This window comes from Stenotrophomonas mori (assembly GCF_023556335.1).
GTDB lineage: Bacteria > Pseudomonadota > Gammaproteobacteria > Xanthomonadales > Xanthomonadaceae > Stenotrophomonas > Stenotrophomonas mori.
The window spans coordinates 40,216-59,358 of record NZ_JAIKTS010000001.1 but is presented as its reverse complement, the minus strand read 5'-3'; the positions used below and the strand labels follow the sequence as shown (position 1 = coordinate 59,358).

The window sequence follows — 19,143 nt, the reverse complement described above, 5'->3', positions numbered from 1 at the left end:
CGCGGCCGTGCTGCGCGTGACGCCGCGGTCGCGGATCGCCCCGATCCTGCCGGCCCGGCCATGACGCAGCGCCCCGCCTCCTGCAGCCACGCGCCCGGCGACGCCTGCCCGGACGGCCACGGCCACGACACCGGGCCGTCGCTGGTGCCGCCGCCGCTGGCGCTGTACGTGCACCTGCCGTGGTGCGTGCGCAAGTGCCCGTACTGCGATTTCAACTCGCATGCCGGCAAGGGCGCGCTGCCGTTCGATGCCTACATCGATGCGCTGATCCGCGACCTGGACCAGGACCTGCCGCTGGTCTGGGGCCGGGTGGTCAGCAGCGTGTTCTTCGGCGGCGGCACGCCCAGCCTGTTCCCGCCCGGGGCGATCGACCGTTTCCTTCAGGAAGCCAGCGCACGGCTGCGTTTCGCGCCGAACCTGGAAGTGACGCTGGAGACCAACCCCGGCACCGCCGAGCACGGGCGCTTCGACCGCTACCGCGCCGCCGGCGTGAACCGCATCAGCTTCGGCATCCAGACCTTCGACGATGCGGCGCTGCAGCGCCTGGGCCGCATCCACGACAGCCACGAAGCCGAGCACGCGGTCAGGCTGGCCCAGGATGCCGGCTACGACAACATCAACATCGACCTGATGTATGCGCTGCCGCAGCAGACCCTGGCCCAGGCCGCGCATGACCTGGAGCGCGCCTTCGCCCTGGCCCCCACGCACATCTCGCACTACCAGCTGACGCTGGAACCGAACACGGTGTTCTTCGCCAGGCCGCCGCAGGGCCTGCCCGACGAGGACAGCGCCTGGGACATCCAGGAGCATTGCCAGGCCCTGCTCGCCGAGCGCGGCTATGGCCAGTACGAGGTCAGCGCCTATGCGCGTCCCGGCTACCAGTGCGCGCACAACCTCAACTACTGGCGCTTCGGCGACTACCTGGGCATCGGCGCCGGCGCCCACGGCAAGCTCAGCTCCGGCGCGCAGCAGCACGTGCTGCGCCGCTGGAAGCACAAGCACCCGCAGGCCTTCATGGACAACGCCGGCACGCCCGCGGCGATCGGCGGCGACGAGGTGATCGACGCGGCGCGGCTGCCCTTCGAGTACATGCTCAACCTGCTGCGCCTGCACGAAGGCTTCAGCCTGCGCGACTTCCAGGCGCGTACCGGGCTGGCTCCGGGCGTCCTGCAGCCGGCCCTGGCCACGGCGCTGGAACGCGGCTGGCTGCACCGGGACGGCGGGCGGCTGGTGCCGACCGACCTGGGCCGGCGCTTCACCAACGATGTGGTCGCGCTGTTCCTGGCCTGAGTGCGCGGCCGGCGGTGGCCGGGGCCGCAAGTAGCGCCGCCCCGGGCGAAATGTTAAAAATCGCTTATCTGGAGAGGCGGGACCCACAGCGGATGTCAGGCACCACAGCAACCTCATCCGACCAGGCACTGGCCCGGTTGGCCGCCGCGCCGCTCCCCGAGCGCGTGCAGCACCTGCTCCGCGCCGTCCATGGTGCCGCCACGCAGGTGCTTGCGCCGTCGCTGCAACTGACCCTGGTGCAGCTGGAACGCCAGCTGTTCGCGCTGGCCGAACAGGCCCGCAACGGCCAGGTGCAGGCGGACCTGTACGCGCAGATCCGCCAGCTGGGGAAGCACGCCGGCGGATTTCCCGGCGCTTTCCTGGACGAGCTCGCCGAGGCCCTGGCGCAGCTGCGGGAACCGGCGCCCGTCGCCGCGACCGCGGCCGTCCCGACGATGACCCTGGTCACCGACACCGACATCGACCGCGACATCGTCCTCAACGAGATCGCCCGCCGCGAAAGCCACCGCGCGCGGCCGCAGCTGCAGCTGCTCGGGCAGCGCTTCGGCGTGCTCGCCGCACAGCCGGCGCTGGATGCCGAACGGCTGCCGGTAGGTCCGCATGCGCTGTGCCGGATCCTGCGCGGATGCGGCGAGCGGCTGGGCCTGAACCTGGAAGCGCAGCAGCAGCTCTACCATGCCTTCGAACGCCAGGTGATGGAGCGCCAGGTCGAGCTGCTGGAGCAGCTGAACCTGCTTCTGGAGCGCGAAGGCGTGCTGCCCGGGCTGGTCTATACCCCGTACCTGCCACGGCCCTCGGCGCCCCGCCGCGGCGGCGAAACCGCCGGCCGCGCGGCCGCGCACGACCACGATGCGGCCGCTGCCGACGGCGCACCGGCAGCCACCGGCCCTGCCGCCGCCGGCACCGCCTTTGCCGGCGACACCGCGGCCGGCGATGTCGTGGCGGCCACGGACATGGCGCCGCTGCATGCCCTGCTCGCCGCCGCCCGCCAGGCCCTGGCCTCGCCGGTGTCCGGCCCGGGCGGTACCGCCCCCGCTCCGGCGGCCGGCCCCACCGGGCCCTGGCCGGCCGCGACCGCGGCGCAGGCCGTTCCCGGCGCCGCGCTGCAGGCCGCGCTGGCCCGGTTGCAGGCGCAGCCGCCGGCGCCGGCCTCGGACACCCGGCGCAGCTTCGCCGACCTGCGCCAGGCGCTGCTGGCGCAATTGCGCAGCGAGCACGGCACCGAGGCCGCCCTGTCGCCACGCGACAACGACACCCTCGACCTGCTGGGCATGCTCTACGGGCAGATCCAGCTCGAACTGGGCGACAACCCGCGCACCGCGCCGCTGCTCGAACGCCTGCAGCTGCCGCTGGCGCGCGCGGCCGTGAACGACGCCGCGTTCTTCCTGCGCGACCAGCACCCGGCGCGCGAACTGCTCAACAGCGTGGCCGAGTACGGCACCACCTGGCTGGGCGACGACGACACCGACCCGGTCCTGCTGCAAAAGCTGGGCGAGACCGTGGAGCGCGTGGTCAGCGACTACCAGGGCGACGAGGCGGTGTTCGCCACCGCCAACCGCCAGGTGCGCGGCCACCTGCAGGCCGCGATCCGCAAGGCCGAGGTCGCCGAGCGCCGCCAGGTCGAAGCCGCCCGCGGCAAGGAGCGGCTGCAGGTCGCCAAGCAGCTGGCCCGCGACAGCATCGACCGGCTGTGCGCCCAGGGCGCGCCGCCGCCCAAGTTCGTACGCACCCTGCTGCACGAAGCCTGGAGCGACGTGCTGACCCTGACCCTGCTGCGCCAGGGCGAGCAGTCCGCGGCCTGGCGCCAGCAGCAGGACACCACCCGCCGCATCGGCGAGATCACCGCCGACACCGGCGGGACGCCGGACCCGGCGCTGCGCGGGCAGGTCGAGAGCGCCCTGCTGCAGGTCGGCTACCACGACGAGGAAGCCGCCGCCATCGCCCGCCGGCTGTCCACGCCTGGCGGCGTCGATGCGAGCACCTCGCGCACCGAGATGGCGGTCATGCTCAGGGCCCGCACCCGGCTGGGCGAGGCCAGCGACAGCCCGGCCGTGGCGCCAGCCCCGGTGGCGGCCCGCGCCGAACGCACCGCCGCCGAGGAGTCCTGCTACCGCCACCTGCGCACCCTGCCCTTCGGCACCTGGTTCGACTTCACCGTCAACCAGCAGGGTGACACCCGGCGGCAGCGGCTGTCCTGGTACAGCCTGACCACGGACAACGCGCTGTTCGTCAACCAGCGCGGCCAGAAGGTCGCCGAGCATTCGCTGGACGCACTGGCGCGGCTGATGGCGCGCGGCCAGCTGCGGCTCGTCGCCGACGGCTCCGGACGCCTGATCGACCGCGCCTGGCAGGCCACCCTGCGCGCCCTGCGCAGCCTCGCCGGCGGTCCCTCCGTTCCTGCAGTGGAGTCCCCATGAACGTCGACACCCGGCGCATGCCGCGGCTGCAGGTCAGTGGCGCGGTCGCGGTCACCGACCAGATGACCGGGCGCACCCTCGGACGCCTCGGCAACGTCTCCGAGACCGGCCTGCTGCTGCTCGCCGCCGAGCCCCTCACCGACGACGCGCTCTACCAGCTGCAGTTCGCCATTCCCGACGACGATGGACGGCCGCAGCCGCTCGACGTCGGGGTCCACCTGCTGTGGCGGGAGCCGGCCCAGGCCCCGGGCCATGCCTGGGTGGGGTTCCGTTTCCTGACCCTGGCGCCGGCCGGCCGCGAGCGCCTGCGGCGATGGATCCAGGCCAACCTCCCCCCGGCCTGAGCCCGCTCCGCATGGCCGCTCCATCCGCTCCGGGTGCCGGAACCGGCACAGCAGCGCGCGCACGATTGCGGCAGAATCGGTGACCCCCTTTCCGTCCTGTCCGCGAGCCCCGACGATGACCCTGCCCGACCTTGGCGCCCTGTATCCCGACCACCTGCGCGTGCTTGCCCGGCGTGCCGACGAGGCCCTGGCGCGGGGCGGTTTCGACCACCTGGTGGTCCCCAGCGGCTCGCTGCACTACCAGCTGTTCGACGACCGCGACTACCCGTACGCGGTCAACCCGCAGTTCAAGAGCTGGCTGCCGCTGACCCGGCTGCCGGACAGCTGGCTGGTGTACACGCCCGGCCGCCGGCCGCAGCTGGTCTACCACCAGCCGCACGACTACTGGCATGCGGTGCCGGCCGCGCCCAGCGGCTGGTGGGCCGGGCATTTCGACATCCAGATCATCCGCACACCGGAGGAAGCGCTGGTGCTGCTGCCGAAGGACCCGGCGCGCTGCGCGATCCTCGGCGAACCGCAGAGCGCGCTGGGCGGCTTCGTCCCCAACAATCCGCAGCCGGTCATCGATTACCTGGAGTACCAGCGCGCCTTCAAGACGCCCTACGAGATCGCGCTGATGCGCCAGGCGCAGGTGCACGCGGTGCGCGGCCACCGCGCCGCCGAGGCCGCGTTCCGCGCCGGCGCCAGCGAATTCGGCATCCACATGGCGTATTGCAGCGCGGTGGGCCAGGACAGCAACGACCTGCCCTACGGCAACATCGTCGCCCTCAACGAGCACGCGGCGGTGCTGCACTACACCGACCTGGAGCGGGTTGCGCCGCCGTCGCCGCGCAGCTTCCTGATCGATGCCGGCGCCTCGGCGCACGGCTATGCCAGCGACATCACCCGCACCTACGCCGCCGCCGGCCACGACGAGTTCCAGGCGCTGATCGACGCGGTGGACGCCGCGCAGCGGACGCTGTGCGCGGCGGTGCGCGGCGGCGTCGACTACCCCCAGCTGCACATCGATGCACACCTGGCGCTGATGGCCATCCTGAAGGACTTCGGGGTCATCACCGTGTCCCCGGAAGCGGCGCTGGCCACCGGCGTCAGCGCCGCGTTCTTCCCGCATGGCCTCGGCCACCTGATCGGCCTGCAGGTGCACGACGTGGCCGGTTTCGCCGCCAGCGACCAGGGCGGCCGCATCGAGCGCCCGGCCGGCCACCCCTACCTGCGCATGACCCGCGTGCTGGAGCCGGGCATGGTGGTCACCATCGAACCGGGCGTGTACTTCATCGACATGCTGCTGGACGAGGTGAAGCAGGCCGGCAATGCCGCCAGCGTGGACTGGGCGCGCGTGGACTTCTTCCGTCCCTACGGCGGCATCCGCATCGAGGACGAGGTGCTGTGCACCGACGGCGAGGCCGACAACCTCACCCGCCCGGTGTTCGCGGCGCAAGGCTGAGGGCCTCCAACCCCGCCCGCGCGGGCCTCCAGGCCCGGCCATGCGACACGGCCGGGCGTTCCCGTTGCGCGATGCCCGCCAGCCCGCTGGCCGAGTACGGCAATGCCGTCACGCGTGAGGGGGCCGTTGCCTTCGGCGGTTGACGTGCCCGGCGTCTTCCGCATCGGCACCGCGCGTGGATGCGTGCGGTGTCCGGCACGCCCGGGAGGTCGTCCCGGAAAATCCCGAGACCGGAGTGGCTCCCGCGCGCTCCGCGCGCAGGGGGCGTGCCTGCCGGTCCCGTCACTGCGGACGGGAAGCGTGCGACCGGAAACCCGGGAGCAGCCGCCGGACCAACCGCGCCCCCCCTCCGGACGCCACGGCGCGCCTCAGCGCGCGGCCATGAACGCCTCGATCTCCTCCGCGCTGCGCTCCAGCGCGCCGGTCAACACCCGGTGCCCGTCCGCGGTGATCAGCACATCGTCCTCGATGCGGATGCCGATGCCGCGCCAGCGCGGCTCCACGTCGCGCTCGTCCGCGGCGATGTACAGCCCCGGCTCGACGGTGAACACCATGCCCGGCTCCAGCAGCCGCGATTCGCCGGCGAGCTTGTAGTCGCCGACGTCATGCACGTCCAGGCCCAGCCAGTGCCCGGTCTTGTGCCGGTAGAAGCGCCTGTAGTGGCCTTCGATCAGGTTCTCCTCCAGGTCGCCCTGGAGTAGCCCCAGCCGCAGCAGGCCCTCGGTGAGCACCTCCACCGCGGCCAGGTGGCCTTCTTCATAGGCGATGCCCGGCTGCGCCTGCTCCAGCGCCGCCGCCTGCGCGGCCAGCACCAGGTCGTGCAGGGCCCGCTGCTCGGCGCTGAAGCGGCCGTCCACCGGGAACGTGCGGGTGATGTCGCTGGCATAGCCGCGGTATTCGGCGCCGGCATCGATCAGCACCAGATCGCCGGCGCGGCTGCCGCAGCTGTTGGCGCGGTAGTGCAGCACGCAGGCATTGGCGCCGGCACCGACGATGCTGTTGTAGGCCGGCCAGGCGTCGTGGCGGCGGAACTCGCACTCCAGCTCGGCCTGCAGGGCGTACTCGTGGATGCCGGGGCGCGCCGCACGCATCGCCGCACGGTGCGCGCGCACGCTGATGTCGGCGGCCTGCTGCATCAGCGCGATCTCCGCCGGCGACTTGAACAGCCGCTGCTCGTGCAGCAGGTGCCCCAGCTCCAGGAACTCGTGCGGCGGCTGCGCCCCATGGCGTGCCTGGTCGCGCACCCGGTTGACCCAGCCGATCAGCTTGAGGTCGAAGTCGGCGTCGCGGCCGAAGTGGTAGTAGACCCGGCGGCGGCCCTCGAGCAGCCCGGGCAGGATCTCGTCCAGGTCCTCGATCGGATAGGCGTCGTCCATGCCGTAGCGGGCCACCGCGCCCTCCTGGCCTTCGCGCGGGCCGTCCCAGGCCTCGCGCTCGGGGTCGCGCTCGCGGCAGAACAGGATCGCCTCGCCATGGCGGCGACCGGGAATCAGCACCAGCACCGCTTCCGGCTCCGGGAAGCCGCACAGGTACCAGAAGTCCGAATCCTGCCGGTAGGGATGGAAGGTGTCGTGGCTGCGCACCCGCTCCGGTGCCGCGGGCAGCACCAGGATCGCGTCCTCGCCGGCCATCTCCATCAACTGGCGGCGGCGGTGCGCGTATTCGGCCACGGCGATGCCGGTCAACGCCTGCATGGCCGGCTCAGTTCAGGCGCTGGCGGTGGCGCGCGCCCAGCACGCAGTCGCCATGCAGCAGCAGCACCGCCACGCGCACGAATTCCTCGATCTCGGCCAGCGCGTCCTCGTCCTCGTCGGCACTGTCGAACTGGTCGCTGGACGCCTGCGCCAGCCGCGCCAGGTCCTGCAGCGCCTCCTCGCCCTCCTCACTCAGCGACGGACGCGTGTCCGCGGCCAGGCCGAAACCGCCCAGGAACGCACGGCACCAGTCGAACAGCGCATCGGTACGCGCCTGCAGCGACGCGCCCGGCGCGGCCAGCACCAGCTCGAAGGCGAAGTCGCGGTCCTCCAGCTGCGCCACCACCGCCTGGCGCAGGCGGTCCAGGGCATCGCCGGGCGCCGGCGTGGGCAGGCTGTCGTCGGCCAGCACCCGCGCCGGCCAGGCCGCCACGTCGGCGCCGCCGGCGGCCAGCCAGCCACACAGGCCTCCATGGAGTTCGTTCGCGCTGGCGCCCAGCGCCAGCGTCCGGCTGGCCTGGAGGATGTCGTCGACGGCGGGGAGTTCGGTCATGGCACCAAGGGGTCTGCAAAGCGGGAAAGGCCCGCGCCGCGCGGCGCGCGGTGGCGGCTGCACAGTGTAGCAACGCCGCGGTGTGCACCATCTTGACCACCCCCGACGCCCATGCCTATCGTGCCGCTCATGGATTCCTTCGATCCCGTCGCCCAACTGCAGGCCCTGGCCTCCCGCATCGATGCGCTGCTCGAGCGCAACCGGCGCCTGGCCGAGGAGAACCGCAGCCTGCGCCAGCAGCAGGAACAGTTGATGGCCGAACGCGCGCAGCTGCTGAGCAAGAACGAACAGGCGCGCTCGCGGGTGGAAGCCATGATCACCCGCCTCAAGTCGCTGGAGCAGCACACGTGAGCCAGAACCAGCCGGTCAGCGTCCGCATCCTCGACCGCGAGTACACCGTCGGCGTGGAGCCGGACGAGCGCGAGAGCCTGGCCGCCGCCGCGCGCATGCTCGACACCCGCATGCGCGAGATCCGCGGCAGCAACCGCATGGCCGCGGTGGACCGGGTGGCGGTGCTGGCCGCGCTGAACCTGGCCCACGAGCTGCACCTGATGCGCGACGAGCTGGCGCGGCAGCAGCAGCAGTTCCAGAGCGCGATGAACGCGCTCAACCGGCGCCTGGACAGCGCGATCGACGACAGCCCCTGACCGGGCCGCATTCAGCGGCTGAACGGTCCGGTTTCCGGTGGACGCGGTGGCTGCCATGCGTGCGCAACAGGGCTATACTGGCGCCGCGTTCTCTGCCGTGGTCGACGGCGTGTGCAAACATTCGCCTTGTCCCTTAATGACGACCACGGGGGCGCGACGGTACCGGGTGTGCAGGTCCGCCTAGCAGCGGGAAGCCCGATGGTTCCCCAGCGTTCCCACTTGAACCCCGGGTTCAAGGTCGTTTCGCACGCATCGTCATGGCGGAGAATGCAGTTATTCCGGAACGGCGCCGCAAGGCGCCGTTCCTCCTTTCCCTTTTCCCATCGGGGTGAAGGCGTGTTGCTTGCGAACCATTGGTTCGCACACGCCTGAACGCCCGGCGCGCTGCGCCGGGCCGGGGCGCGGAGCGGGGTGGCGCGAAGCGCCGGATGTGGGTACGGGCAAAGCCTCGTGCAGGCTGACATCAAGAGGGCTTCGCCCCCGTCCCCTCTCCCAGCCCCTCTCCCGACGGGAGAGGGGCTGGCCTCCCGCATACTCACGCCCATGACTTACGACGACCGCCAGGACCTCCGCCAGCAACTGCGCCAGCGCCGCCGCGACATCGCCCCGGCCGCGCGCATCGCCGCCGCCGAGACCCTGGCCGCGCGCCTGCTCGCCCTGCCGTTCGCCGGGGTCGCCGGCCATGTCGCCGGTTACTGGGCGATGGACGGCGAGATCGCGCTGCACCGCTGGCAGATGCAGCTGCCGCCACGCCAGACCTACTGCCTGCCGGTGCTGCACGGCCGGCTGCTGCGCTTCGCGCCGTGGCAACCCGGGCAGCCGCTGGCCAACAACCGCTACGGCATCCCGGAACCGGACGTGGACCCGGCACAGGCGCTGCGCCCGGAGGAGATGGCGCTGGTGGTCGCCCCGCTGGTGGGCTTCGACGCACAGGGGCGGCGGCTGGGCATGGGAGGCGGCTGGTATGATCGCAGCTTCGCTTTCCGGCAGCGCCAGGCCGCGCCGCCGTGGCTGGTCGGGGTCGGTTTTTCCGTCCAGCAGGTCCCGTCGCTGCCCGCCCGCGACTGGGACGTGGCGGTCGACGCCCTCTGTACCGAGCTGGCCACTCTCCATCCGGAACCGTTGAATCCATGACCGCCCGCAAGCGCTACTGGCTGATGAAGTCCGAACCGGACGCCTTTTCCATCGACGACCTGCAGCGCGTCGGCACCGAACCCTGGAACGGCGTGCGCAACTACCAGGCGCGCAACTTCATGCGCGACGGCATGAAGGTCGGCGACGGCATCCTGTTCTACCACTCCAACACCAAGGTGCCGGGCATCGTCGGCACCGCCACGGTCGCCAGCGGCGCCTATCCGGACGATACCCAGTTCGACCCGGAATCGGACTACCACGACCCCAGGAGCACGCGCGAGGAACCGCGCTGGATGCTGGTGGACGTGGCCTTCGAGCGCAAGCTGGCGCAGGTGATCCCGCTGGAGGAGATCAAGCGCCATGCCGACGCGCTGGGTGAAGGCTTTCCGCTGACCGCCAAGGGCAACCGCCTGTCGGTGTTCCCGGTCACCGCCGCGCAGTGGAAGCAGTTGCTGGCGCTGGAAAAGAAGCCGCCGGCCTGACCTCCCGCTCCTCCGCAGGCGTGCCTGCGACCGCGAAGGGCGCGCTCCCGGGCAAGCCCGTTCGCGGCTGGAACCGCTCCCGCAGACAAACACATTCCTCCACCGTCACCGAGTCCACCATGTCCGAAGCCAAGCGCCTGGCCGCCGAAAAAGCCATCGAATACGTCCAGAAGGGAATGATCGTCGGGGTCGGCACCGGCTCCACCGTCGCCTACTTCATCGAGGCGCTGGCGCGCATCAAGGACCAGATCGAAGGCGCGGTCTCCAGCTCCGAGCAGAGCACCGCCCTGCTCAAGGGCCACGGCATCGAGGTGCTGGACCTGAACCACACCGGCGGGCTGTCGCTGTATGTGGACGGCGCCGACGAGTGCGACGGCAACAGGAACCTGATCAAGGGCGGCGGCGCCGCGCTGACCCGCGAGAAGATCATCGCCGAGGCCAGCAAGCAGTTCGTCTGCATCGTCGACCCGAGCAAGCAGGTCAAGGTGCTGGGCAGATTCCCGCTGCCGGTGGAGGTGATCCCGATGGCGCGCAGCCTGGTGGCGCGCGAGATCCTGGCCCTGACCGGCGGCCAGCCGGTATGGCGCGACGGCGTGGTCACCGACAACGGCAACCTGATCCTGGACGTGCACAACCTGTCCATCACCGATCCGGTGAAACTGGAGCAGCAGCTCAACCAGATCCCGGGCGTGGTCACTGTCGGCCTGTTCGCGCGCCGCCCGGCCGACGTGGTCATCGTCGGTGGCGAGCCGCCGCAGGTGCTGTAGGCCGCCGGCGCCAGGCCCCACGCGAAGCAGCAGGCCGCCCACGGGCGGCCGTTGCGTTTCCGGGCCGGCCGCTCAGCCCTGCAGCGACCACGCCGCGGCGGCGTCGGCATGCAGCGCGGTGGTGTCGAACAACGGCACAGGCGCATCCTCCGGCCCCACCAGCAAGGCAATCTCGGTGCAGCCCAGGATCACCGCCTGGGCGCCCCGCGCCACCAGCCCCGCGATCACCTCCCGGTAGACCTGGCGCGACGGCTCGCGGACCACGCCCCGGCACAGCTCTTCGTAGATGATCGCGTGCACCCGGGCGCGCTCCGCCTCCTCCGGCACCTGCACCGCCAGGCCATGGCGCGCCTGCAGCCGGGCGCGGTAGAACGCCTGTTCCATGGTGAAGCGCGTCCCCAGCAGCCCGACGTTCGAAAGGCCGGCGGCCTTGACCGCGGCCGCGGTGGGGTCGGCGATGTGCAGCAGCGGAATGGACACCGCCGCCTGCACCTGCTCGGCGACCTTGTGCATCGTGTTGGTGCAGATCACCAGGCCCTCGGCACCCGCGCCCTGCAGCGCCACCGCGGCCTGCGCCAGGAGCGCACCGGCCGCGTCCCAGTGGCCGGCCCGCTGCAGGCGCTCGACCGCGTCGAAGTCCACGCTGAACAGGATCAGCCGGGCCGAATGCAGCCCGCCCAGGCGTTCGCGGACCGCCTCGTTGATCCGGCGGTAGTAGGGCACGGTGGATTCCCAGCTCATCCCGCCGATCAGGCCCAGCGTCCTCATCGTCCGCACCCGCCGGCGCGGGCGGCCCGCGGCGCGCTCATCTGTCGGTCCGCGTCTGGGCCAGCGCCTTCACCAGTTCCCCGACCAGCTCGCGCTTGCGTGCCGGCAGGGCAAGGAAGGCATCGATCACCGCACGTTCGCGCGTGCCCACCGCATGCCACTCGGCCCGGGCCTCGGCCATGCGCCGGGTATCGCCATAGCGCAGCCCCTGCGGCTCGACCCCGAACAGTTCGGCCAGCACCCGCAGCTTGTCCTGCTCCGGGATCGAACGCCCGCCCAGCCACCGCGACGCGCTCTGGAAACTCACCGAGCGCCCGCTGTAGCGCGCGTTGAACAGGCGGAACAGCACCGCCGGCCGCGGCTCGTAGCCGGCCGCCATCATGGCCTGCGCCAGGCGTCGGGAGAATTCGAAGCGCTCGTCGCTCATGACAGCCAACGTTACGGACCGCGTTCATCGCGAAATCACCATTTACTTTCATTTACATCAACGAATTGCTTTCATTGCCCCCTGGACCCACGCGCTGCGCGGGCGCCGGCACGCGCGCCCCGCCAAGGAGGAGCCGTCATGGAGAGCGTTCCCGCCGCGACCGCGGCAACCGAGGAATCCGTCCGCAGCTACCTGGGCGTGGACTACCGCCGCCACTATGCGGCCCTGCTGCGGCAGCATCCGGCGCCACCGGACGCGATCGCCGAACTGTGCCTGTTCCGCTTCTGGCTCGCCTGCCGCGCCCACCTGCACGCGCACGGTGCGGAAACCGCCCGCCTGTCGCCGCGCCGGCTACCGGCGGACTGGCCCCTGCCGCGGCAGGTGGCCGGTTTCGATATCGCCTACCGCCTCGGCGCATGGTTCGAGCACCTGCTGGAAAGCCGCCTGGACCTGTACGACCGCTTCTTCCTGCATGGCCGCCAGGCCGACGACCCGCTCGGGCTGGACGCCGCCGCCCTGGCGCTCACCTGCCAGCTGTTCGTGCAGCCACCGGCACCGCTGCGGGCCGCGCTGCAGGCCGAGGCCCGCACGCTGTTCGCGCGGCTCGCCGCTGCCGGCAGGGCGGTGCCCGGCGCTTGACGGCGTGGCGCGCATCCGGGAAGGTTCGCAACGCCCTTCCCGCCTCCACGGAATCCCGCCATGTCCGCATTCCGCCGCGCCGCCGGCCTGCTCCTGCTGCTGTTGCTCAGCGGCTGCGCCAGCGCCGACGCCCGCCACTGGGTGGAACTGGCCGGCACCCGGTTCCAAGTGGAGCTGGCGCTGGACGACGCCACGCGCGCGCGCGGGCTGATGTTCCGCGACCACATGGACGCCGACCACGGCATGCTGTTCGTCCATGACACCGAAGCGCCGCAGGCGTACTGGATGAAGAACTGCAAGATCCCGCTGGACATCCTCTACTTCGACGACCAGCGGCGCCTGGTCGCCCAGCGCCGCGACACGCCGCCATGCTCGGCCGGCGATGCCTGCCCGCCCTACCCGAGCGGCCGCCCGGCGCGCTATGTGCTGGAACTCAATGCCGGGCAGGCCGCACGCATGGACCTGCGCGACGGTGCCGAACTGCGCTTCGGCCCGGGAATCCCCGACGGCAGGTAAAGCGCCGCGCGCCGGCGCCGGCCGCGCGGCTTGAACCGGCCGCTCCCCGCCACCAAGCTGAAGGCATGCCCCACACCTCTCTCACCCTGCCGCACTGGGACGACCTGGCCGGACTGGCCGACGAAGCCCTGCCGCTGCTGTCCACGGCGCTGCTGATCGCACGCGACGAGTACCCGGAGCTGGAGCCGGCCCGCTACGACCGCCTCCTGCAGGCCCATGCCGACCACCTGCGGGTGGAGGTGGAGGCGATCGCCGAGTGGCCGCTGAAGGTCGCCGCGATCAACCACCACCTGTTCAACGAGCTGGGCTACAGCGGCAACCACGACGCCTACTACGACCCGCGCAACAGCTACCTCAACGAAGTGGTCACGCGCCGGCTCGGCAACCCGATCTCGCTGGCGCTGGTGCAGATGGAGGTCTCGCGCCGGCTCGACCTGCCGCTGGAGGGGATTTCCTTCCCCGGCCATTTCCTGGTCCGGCTGCCGGTGGATGAAGGGGTGCTGGTCATGGACCCGTTCAACGGCGGCCGCCCGCTGGGCGTGGACGAACTGCGCGAACGCGCGCGCAGCAACCTCGGCGGCGAAACTCCCGACGACCAGGTGCTGGCGCAGATCCTCGACCCGGCGCCGCCGCGCGCGATCCTGATGCGCATCCTGCGCAACCTGCACGGGGTCTATGCCGAGCGCGAAGAATGGGACCGCGCCGCACGCAGCGCCGACCGCATCCTCAAGCTCGCGCCCGACCAGAACGACGCCCTGCGCGACCGCGGCCTGGCCTACCTGCACCTGGACCACCTGGCCGGCGCCCGCGCCGACCTGTCGCGCTACCTGCAGCGCGAACCGGACGCCAGCGACGCCGCCGAGGTCCGCGGGCAGCTGGTGGACATCGGCAGCGCGCGCGCGCCGCTGCACTGATCCACGCCGGCGCCAGGCGCCGGCGCTCACCCCGCCACGGCCGCCGGGCTCCTACAATGGCGGCATGGACACGCTGACCTTCCGCACCGCCACCGACGCCGACATTCCGGCCCTGATCGACCTGGTCACCCGCGCCTACCGCGGCGACGCCTCGCGCGCCGGCTGGACCACCGAGGCCGACATCCTCGACGGCGAGCGCATCGACGCGCAGAGCCTGCGCGTCCAGCTGGAACGCCCGCGCAGCGTGGTCCTGCTGGCCGAGCGCGCCGGCCGGCTGCTGGCCTGCTGCCATATCGCCGACGAGGACGGGCACGGCTACTTCGGCATGTTCGCGGTCAGCCCCACCGCGCAGGGCAGCGGCGTCGGCAAGCAGGTCATGCAGTACGCCGAGCGCCATGCCAGCGCCCAGTGGCGGCTGCCGAGCATGCGGATGACGGTGATCGACTGCCGCGACGAACTGATCGCCTTCTACGAGCGGCGCGGCTATGCCCGCACCGGGATCAAGAAACCGTTCCCCTACGGGGACGAGCGCTTCGGCATCCCCAAGCGCGACGACCTGCGCTTCGAAGTCCTGGAGAAGCCGCTGGAGGCCGTGGCATGAGCGCGGTCTGGACCTTCATCTGCAGCAGCGAGGAGCTGCTGCCCGGGGAAATGAAGACCGGGTTCGACGAGGTCACCGGTGCGCCGATCGTGGTGTTCAACCTCGACGGCGACCTGTATGCACTGGAGGACCAGTGCACGCACGAGGAGTTCGAGCTGTCCTCGGGCACCTTCGACCCGGCCGAGGGCAGCATCGAATGCGTCCTGCACGGCGCCCGCTTCGACGTCCGCGACGGCCGCGCCCTGTGCGCCCCGGCCTACACCGCGGTGCCGCGGTTCCCGATCAAGCGCGAGCACGGCGGCATCTGGTCGCGCGACGACCGCGACTGACACGCACGCCTCGCACGGCCGCGCGTGCCCGGCGCGCGGCGCAGCGGCATCCCCGGACACTGGCGCGCACGCCACCGCGGTTCCTGCCCGTCCACGGCAACGCCTGAGCGCCGGCCGCCCCTGCGGGACCGCACGCCCGCGGTTTCTGTCCCCCGCGTGCGGCCATCGCGCAGGCAGCACCGTCCTGGCCCGGCCGCTGGAGGCCGTGCACGGCCGGCCCTGCATTCCAGCATCGACCTCCCGCAACCGGCCGCAGGTCTCCCACCGCGCATGCCCGGCCGCCGCTGCCGCCCCCGTTCCCTCGCCTGCGCCCAGCGTCACCGGAACCGCGGCGGCCATCGCGACAATCAATATCGATTCTCGTTTGCAAGGGCTAATGAATCCCAACTACAATCCCGCGCCGTCGTCCACGCCCTGGGCGTCCATCGAGGAAATCCGTGCAGCGTCCGCCGCGCCCCGTGTCCCTGGTCTGCTCCGTGCACGGCACCACCGTGCGCCTGGCAGCCCTGTGGGTGCTGCTCCTGGTGTCGCTGCTGGCCACCTCCTGGCAGGTCGCGGGGATCGCCTCCGCCACCCAGGCCGTTGCGGCCGGCGGTGCCGCGCTGCTCGCGGAAGACCGCACCGGCAGCGGCGGCATGGTCGAGCGTGAGGACGTCACCTCGCCTTCCCGCTCCGAACGCACCCGCACCGCCCGCCGGGCCGCCGGCCCACGGCCGCCACGGCCGTCATTCCAGGCCGTCGTGCGCTCACCGGCCCTGCCCCGGCCGCTCCCGGCACCGCGCCGCCTGAGCGGACTCCGCCTGCAGCACGGTCAGGCGCCACCGGCGGCGTAACGCGCCCGCGTCGTGACCGGCTGCACCGCCGGCACGCCCTTTCCCTCCGTTTTCCACCGCACCGCCGCCGGCCCGCCAACGGCCGGCCGGGTGCCTGTCTGTCGTCATTTTTCCCGAGGTCTGCCATGGCCAAGCGCCACCATCGTCGTGCCCCCGTTTCCCGCCACCTGCTCGCCACCGCGGTGTTCGCCGCGTTGCCCGTCACCGCCCTCGCCAACGGCGGTGGCAACCCGACCACGCTGGACAAGGTGGTGGTCACCGCCAGCGGTTTCGAACAGAAGGTCACCGATGCGCCGGCCAGCATCTCGGTCATCACCCGCGAGGAGCTGGCCAAGCGTCCGTACATGACCCTGCTCGATGCGGTGCGTGAACTGGAAGGCGTGGACGTCGGCGAGACCCGCGACAAGACCGGCCAGGGCAGCATCTCCATGCGCGGCATGGGCTCGGACTACACCCTGATCCTGGTCAACGGCCGGCGCCAGAACAACCACGGCGACATCTACCCGAACAACTTCGGCGGCAACCAGTTCAACCACATCCCGCCGCTGGACGCGATCGAGCGCATCGAGGTGATCCGCGGCCCGGCGTCCACCCTGTACGGTGCCGACGCGATGGGCGGGGTGATCAACATCATCACCAAGCGCACGCTCGACCGCTGGCACGGCTCGGCCACGCTGGCACGCACCGTCGAGAGCAACAGCGAGTTCGGCGACGACACCACCGCCGACCTGTTCGTCACCGGCCCGCTGCTGCCGGGCGTGCTGAACCTCAGCGCGCGCGCCAGCTGGTACGACCGCAAGGCCTCCAATCCGACGTACTCGCCGGTCACCGATCCGGCCGGCGTCGAGCACAACCGCGCGCTGGGCTTCGGCGGCGGCGGCAAGACCGTGGACAACACCAACAAGGCCGGCGGCCTCAGCCTGGCCTGGACGCCGACCGATGCGCAGACCCTCACCCTGGACTACGACACCTCGCGCCAGGAGTACGACAACGCGATCAAGATCAACGACCAGGGCGTGGAGGAGTACCCGGTCGGCACCGTGGACAACATCAACAGCATCTGGCGCGGCAATGCCGGCCCCTGCATCAGCCTCGGCACCTGCACCCGCGCCGATCCGCGGGTGGGCTACGGCCCGCGCCAGGCGTTCACCCGCGATGCGTGGTCGCTGACCCACGAGGGCAACTGGGCATTCGGCAACAGCGCCGTCTCGCTGTCGCACGTGGCCACCAACAACGACGGCCGCACCATGCCGTTCACCGTCGCCGAGCGCCGCGAACTGCTGCAGATGCTCAACGGCACCGGTGCCTACGCCGGGCTGGACGAGGCCCAGCGCCGCGCCGCGGCCGAGCAGGCATTCCTGCCCCGCGCCAAGCGCACGCTGGAAAGCGCGCAGTACACCCTGGACGCGAAGATCGACCTCCCGTTCCAGGCCGCCGGCGAGCACGTCGCGGTGTTCGGCACCCAGGTGATCCGCGGCGAACTGACCGACGGCGTGTTCGGCATGGAGGCCGGCACGCCCGGGCGCAGGCAGGAGCACAACATGTACTCGCTGTTCGCCGAGGACACCTGGACCGTGCTCGCGCCGCTGGCCATCACCTACGGCCTGCGCTACGACAACCACGACGTGTTCGGGGACCACCTGAGCCCGCGCCTGTACGGCGTGTACACCGTCAACGCGCGCTGGACGGTCAAGGGCGGCGTCAGCACCGGTTTCAAGACCCCCAAGACCACCCAGCTGTACGACGGCGTCACCGGCTTCGGCGGCCAGGGCACCTCGCCGATGTTCGGCAATCCCGACCTGAAGCCGGAGACCAGCACCAGCACCGAGCTGGCGGTCTACTGGCAGCATCCGGACGGGCACGCCTTCAACGCCACCCTGTTCCACAACGCCTTCGACGACAAGATCTCCTCCCAGCCGTGCGGCGCCGGGCTGGCCCTGGACTGCACCAGCACCGGCGAGTACGCGGAGCTGGGCTATGCCACCAGCAGCAAGACGGTGAACATCGACGAGGTGGTGATCCAGGGGGCCGAGGTGGCCGGCCGCTGGGCGATCAGCGACGCGTTCGACCTGCGCGCCAACTACACCTACACCGACAGCGAGCAGAAGAGCGGCGCCCGCAAGGGCCTGCCGCTGGGCAACAGCGCCAAGCACATGGCCAACGCCACCTTCAACTGGCGTGCCAGCGAACGCTTCAACCTGTTCCTCAGCGGCGAAGCGCGCTCCAAGCGCTTCAACGATGTCAGCACGGTCACCGGCCAGCCGCTGTACTACCGCAACTACACCGTGTTCCACCTGGGCGCGTCCTTCGAGGCCACCGAGTGGCTGACCGTGCACGCGCGCATCAACAACCTGTTCGACCGCGACTTCACCACCTACCGCACCGTGTTCACCGACCTGGACGGTGACGGCGCCTATGCCGACGGCGGCAACGAAGTGCTGTATTTCGACGACTACAACAACAAGGACAAGGCACGCAGTTTCTGGTTGAGCTTCAACGCCCGCTTCTGAGCGGATGGCGGAGCCGGTGCCCGCACCGCCGGGCACCGGCGTCACCGCGCGCGACGCCCCCCGGGGCGTCGCCGGCGGTCGGCATGCCGGCAGGCCTCCATACAAATTGCGAATCATTCTCATCAATGATCTAATCCCGGCTCTTCCCGGCCCCCCTTCCCCATCGCCCACTCTCCGTGTCCGCCGAACGTTCCTCCACCGATCTCGTCCAGCAGCAGGCCAGCCGCGGCTTCTGGCTGCGCACGCTGCACCAGTGGCACTGGATCAGTTCGGCGCTGTGCCTGGTCGGCATGCTGCTGTTCGCCGCCAGCGGCATCACCCTCAACCACGCCGCGAAGATCGAGGCCACGCCGGACGTCACCAACCACCAGCTGGAGCTGCCGGCGCCGCTGCGCCAGGCCCTGGCCGCGCAGCCGCAGGACGGCAACGCACCGCTGCCGGCCAAGGTCGCCGACTGGTTGTCGCGCGAGCTGGACGTGGCCATCGGCCGGCGCGTGGCCGAGTGGTCGCCCGAGGAGGTCTACCTGTCCATGCCCGGCCCCGGCAACGATGCCTGGCTGAGCATCGACCGCGCGACCGGCGCGGTCGAGTTCGAGAAGACCCGGCGGGGCTGGGTCTCCTATTTCAACGACCTGCACAAGGGCCGCAACGCCGGCCCCGGCTGGGGCTGGTTCATCGACCTGTTCGCGGTGGCCTGCCTGGTGTTCTGCATCACCGGCCTGTTCCTGCTGCACCTGCATGCCCGCCAGCGGCGCATGACCTGGCCGCTGGTCGGCCTGGGCCTGCTGATCCCGCTGCTGATCGTCCTGCTCCTCATCCACTGAACCTGCTTCC

Annotated in this window: 21 protein-coding genes and 1 other RNA gene; 18 read left to right on the top strand and 4 right to left on the bottom strand. The window is 71.4% G+C overall.

Annotation, left to right across the window (positions count from 1 at the left end):
• Window positions 1-60 precede the first annotated feature (60 nt).
• From hemW to pepQ, 4 genes are all read left to right on the top strand, one after another.
• Window positions 61-1,290, top strand: coding sequence for a radical SAM family heme chaperone HemW (gene hemW, locus K5L01_RS00295; protein WP_250060868.1), 1,230 nt, complete (start codon window positions 61-63; stop codon window positions 1,288-1,290).
• A 92-nt stretch (window positions 1,291-1,382) separates the two neighbouring features.
• A complete protein-coding gene (locus K5L01_RS00290) occupies window positions 1,383-3,707 on the top strand; it encodes a DUF1631 family protein (RefSeq protein WP_250060867.1) in 2,325 nt (774 codons plus the stop codon).
• A complete protein-coding gene (locus tag K5L01_RS00285; protein WP_250060866.1) occupies window positions 3,704-4,051 on the top strand; it encodes a PilZ domain-containing protein in 348 nt (115 codons plus the stop codon). Before K5L01_RS00290 ends, K5L01_RS00285 begins: the two co-directional genes overlap by 4 nt.
• 115 nt (window positions 4,052-4,166) lie before the next feature.
• The gene (gene pepQ / locus K5L01_RS00280) at window positions 4,167-5,495 is read left to right on the top strand and encodes a Xaa-Pro dipeptidase (protein WP_250060865.1); all 1,329 of its coding nucleotides are present in this window, start codon (window positions 4,167-4,169) and stop codon (window positions 5,493-5,495) included.
• A 368-nt stretch (window positions 5,496-5,863) separates the two neighbouring features.
• On the opposite strand, the gene pepP is transcribed toward pepQ, so the two are convergent.
• Both pepP and K5L01_RS00270 read right to left on the bottom strand, forming a co-directional pair.
• The gene (pepP, locus tag K5L01_RS00275) at window positions 5,864-7,189 is read right to left on the bottom strand and encodes a Xaa-Pro aminopeptidase (protein ID WP_250060864.1); all 1,326 of its coding nucleotides are present in this window, start codon (window positions 7,187-7,189) and stop codon (window positions 5,864-5,866) included.
• Between the two features lie 7 nt (window positions 7,190-7,196).
• Window positions 7,197-7,742 carry a YecA/YgfB family protein gene (locus K5L01_RS00270; protein ID WP_250060863.1) on the bottom strand — a complete coding sequence of 182 codons (546 nt, stop codon included), beginning with the start codon at window positions 7,740-7,742 and terminating at the stop codon, window positions 7,197-7,199.
• Between the two features lie 129 nt (window positions 7,743-7,871).
• On the opposite strand from K5L01_RS00270, the gene K5L01_RS00265 reads away from it, so the two are divergent.
• From K5L01_RS00265 to rpiA, 6 genes are all read left to right on the top strand, one after another.
• The gene (locus K5L01_RS00265; protein WP_250060862.1) at window positions 7,872-8,093 is read left to right on the top strand and encodes a TIGR02449 family protein; all 222 of its coding nucleotides are present in this window, start codon (window positions 7,872-7,874) and stop codon (window positions 8,091-8,093) included.
• Window positions 8,090-8,389 (top strand): cell division protein ZapA, encoded by a 300-nt coding sequence (locus tag K5L01_RS00260; RefSeq protein WP_250060860.1) that lies wholly within the window; start codon window positions 8,090-8,092, stop codon window positions 8,387-8,389. The genes K5L01_RS00265 and K5L01_RS00260 overlap by 4 nt, the downstream gene beginning before the upstream one ends.
• 86 nt (window positions 8,390-8,475) lie before the next feature.
• A non-coding RNA gene (gene ssrS, locus K5L01_RS00255) (6S RNA) lies at window positions 8,476-8,660 on the top strand.
• A gap of 272 nt (window positions 8,661-8,932) precedes the next feature.
• Entirely contained in the window at window positions 8,933-9,523 is a 591-nt protein-coding gene (locus tag K5L01_RS00250; RefSeq protein WP_250060859.1) for a 5-formyltetrahydrofolate cyclo-ligase, read from the top strand.
• Entirely contained in the window at window positions 9,520-10,005 is a 486-nt protein-coding gene (locus K5L01_RS00245; protein WP_250060857.1) for an EVE domain-containing protein, read from the top strand. Before K5L01_RS00250 ends, K5L01_RS00245 begins: the two co-directional genes overlap by 4 nt.
• Window positions 10,006-10,124: 119 nt before the next feature.
• The gene (gene rpiA / locus K5L01_RS00240; protein WP_153191896.1) at window positions 10,125-10,772 is read left to right on the top strand and encodes a ribose-5-phosphate isomerase RpiA; all 648 of its coding nucleotides are present in this window, start codon (window positions 10,125-10,127) and stop codon (window positions 10,770-10,772) included.
• Window positions 10,773-10,844: 72 nt separating this feature from the next.
• On the opposite strand, the gene K5L01_RS00235 is transcribed toward rpiA, so the two are convergent.
• Window positions 10,845-11,540: an aspartate/glutamate racemase family protein gene (locus K5L01_RS00235; RefSeq protein WP_250060855.1), complete on the bottom strand. Its 696-nt coding sequence runs from the start codon at window positions 11,538-11,540 to the stop codon at window positions 10,845-10,847.
• A gap of 37 nt (window positions 11,541-11,577) precedes the next feature.
• Window positions 11,578-11,967 (bottom strand): hypothetical protein, encoded by a 390-nt coding sequence (locus K5L01_RS00230; protein WP_250060853.1) that lies wholly within the window; start codon window positions 11,965-11,967, stop codon window positions 11,578-11,580.
• A 138-nt stretch (window positions 11,968-12,105) separates the two neighbouring features.
• On the opposite strand from K5L01_RS00230, the gene K5L01_RS00225 reads away from it, so the two are divergent.
• The 8 genes from K5L01_RS00225 (at window position 12,106) to K5L01_RS00190 (ending at window position 19,133) form a co-directional block, all read left to right on the top strand.
• Complete coding sequence (locus K5L01_RS00225; protein ID WP_250060851.1) at window positions 12,106-12,606, top strand: hypothetical protein; 501 nt, start codon at window positions 12,106-12,108, stop codon at window positions 12,604-12,606.
• A gap of 60 nt (window positions 12,607-12,666) precedes the next feature.
• Window positions 12,667-13,122, top strand: coding sequence for a DUF192 domain-containing protein (locus K5L01_RS00220; RefSeq protein ID WP_250060849.1), 456 nt, complete (start codon window positions 12,667-12,669; stop codon window positions 13,120-13,122).
• Window positions 13,123-13,187: 65 nt separating this feature from the next.
• Complete coding sequence (locus K5L01_RS00215) at window positions 13,188-14,036, top strand: SirB1 family protein (protein WP_250060847.1); 849 nt, start codon at window positions 13,188-13,190, stop codon at window positions 14,034-14,036.
• A 64-nt stretch (window positions 14,037-14,100) separates the two neighbouring features.
• The gene (locus tag K5L01_RS00210) at window positions 14,101-14,637 is read left to right on the top strand and encodes a GNAT family N-acetyltransferase (RefSeq protein ID WP_250060845.1); all 537 of its coding nucleotides are present in this window, start codon (window positions 14,101-14,103) and stop codon (window positions 14,635-14,637) included.
• Complete coding sequence (locus tag K5L01_RS00205; protein ID WP_250060843.1) at window positions 14,634-14,966, top strand: non-heme iron oxygenase ferredoxin subunit; 333 nt, start codon at window positions 14,634-14,636, stop codon at window positions 14,964-14,966. The genes K5L01_RS00210 and K5L01_RS00205 overlap by 4 nt, the downstream gene beginning before the upstream one ends.
• A gap of 476 nt (window positions 14,967-15,442) precedes the next feature.
• Window positions 15,443-15,799, top strand: a complete 357-nt coding sequence (locus K5L01_RS00200; protein WP_250060841.1) for a hypothetical protein — start codon at window positions 15,443-15,445, stop codon at window positions 15,797-15,799.
• A 125-nt stretch (window positions 15,800-15,924) separates the two neighbouring features.
• On the top strand, window positions 15,925-18,309 hold the full coding sequence (locus K5L01_RS00195; RefSeq protein ID WP_250060840.1) for a TonB-dependent receptor domain-containing protein: 2,385 nt from the start codon (window positions 15,925-15,927) through the stop codon (window positions 18,307-18,309).
• Window positions 18,310-18,485: 176 nt separating this feature from the next.
• A complete protein-coding gene (locus K5L01_RS00190) occupies window positions 18,486-19,133 on the top strand; it encodes a PepSY-associated TM helix domain-containing protein (RefSeq protein WP_250060839.1) in 648 nt (215 codons plus the stop codon).
• Window positions 19,134-19,143 lie beyond the last annotated feature (10 nt).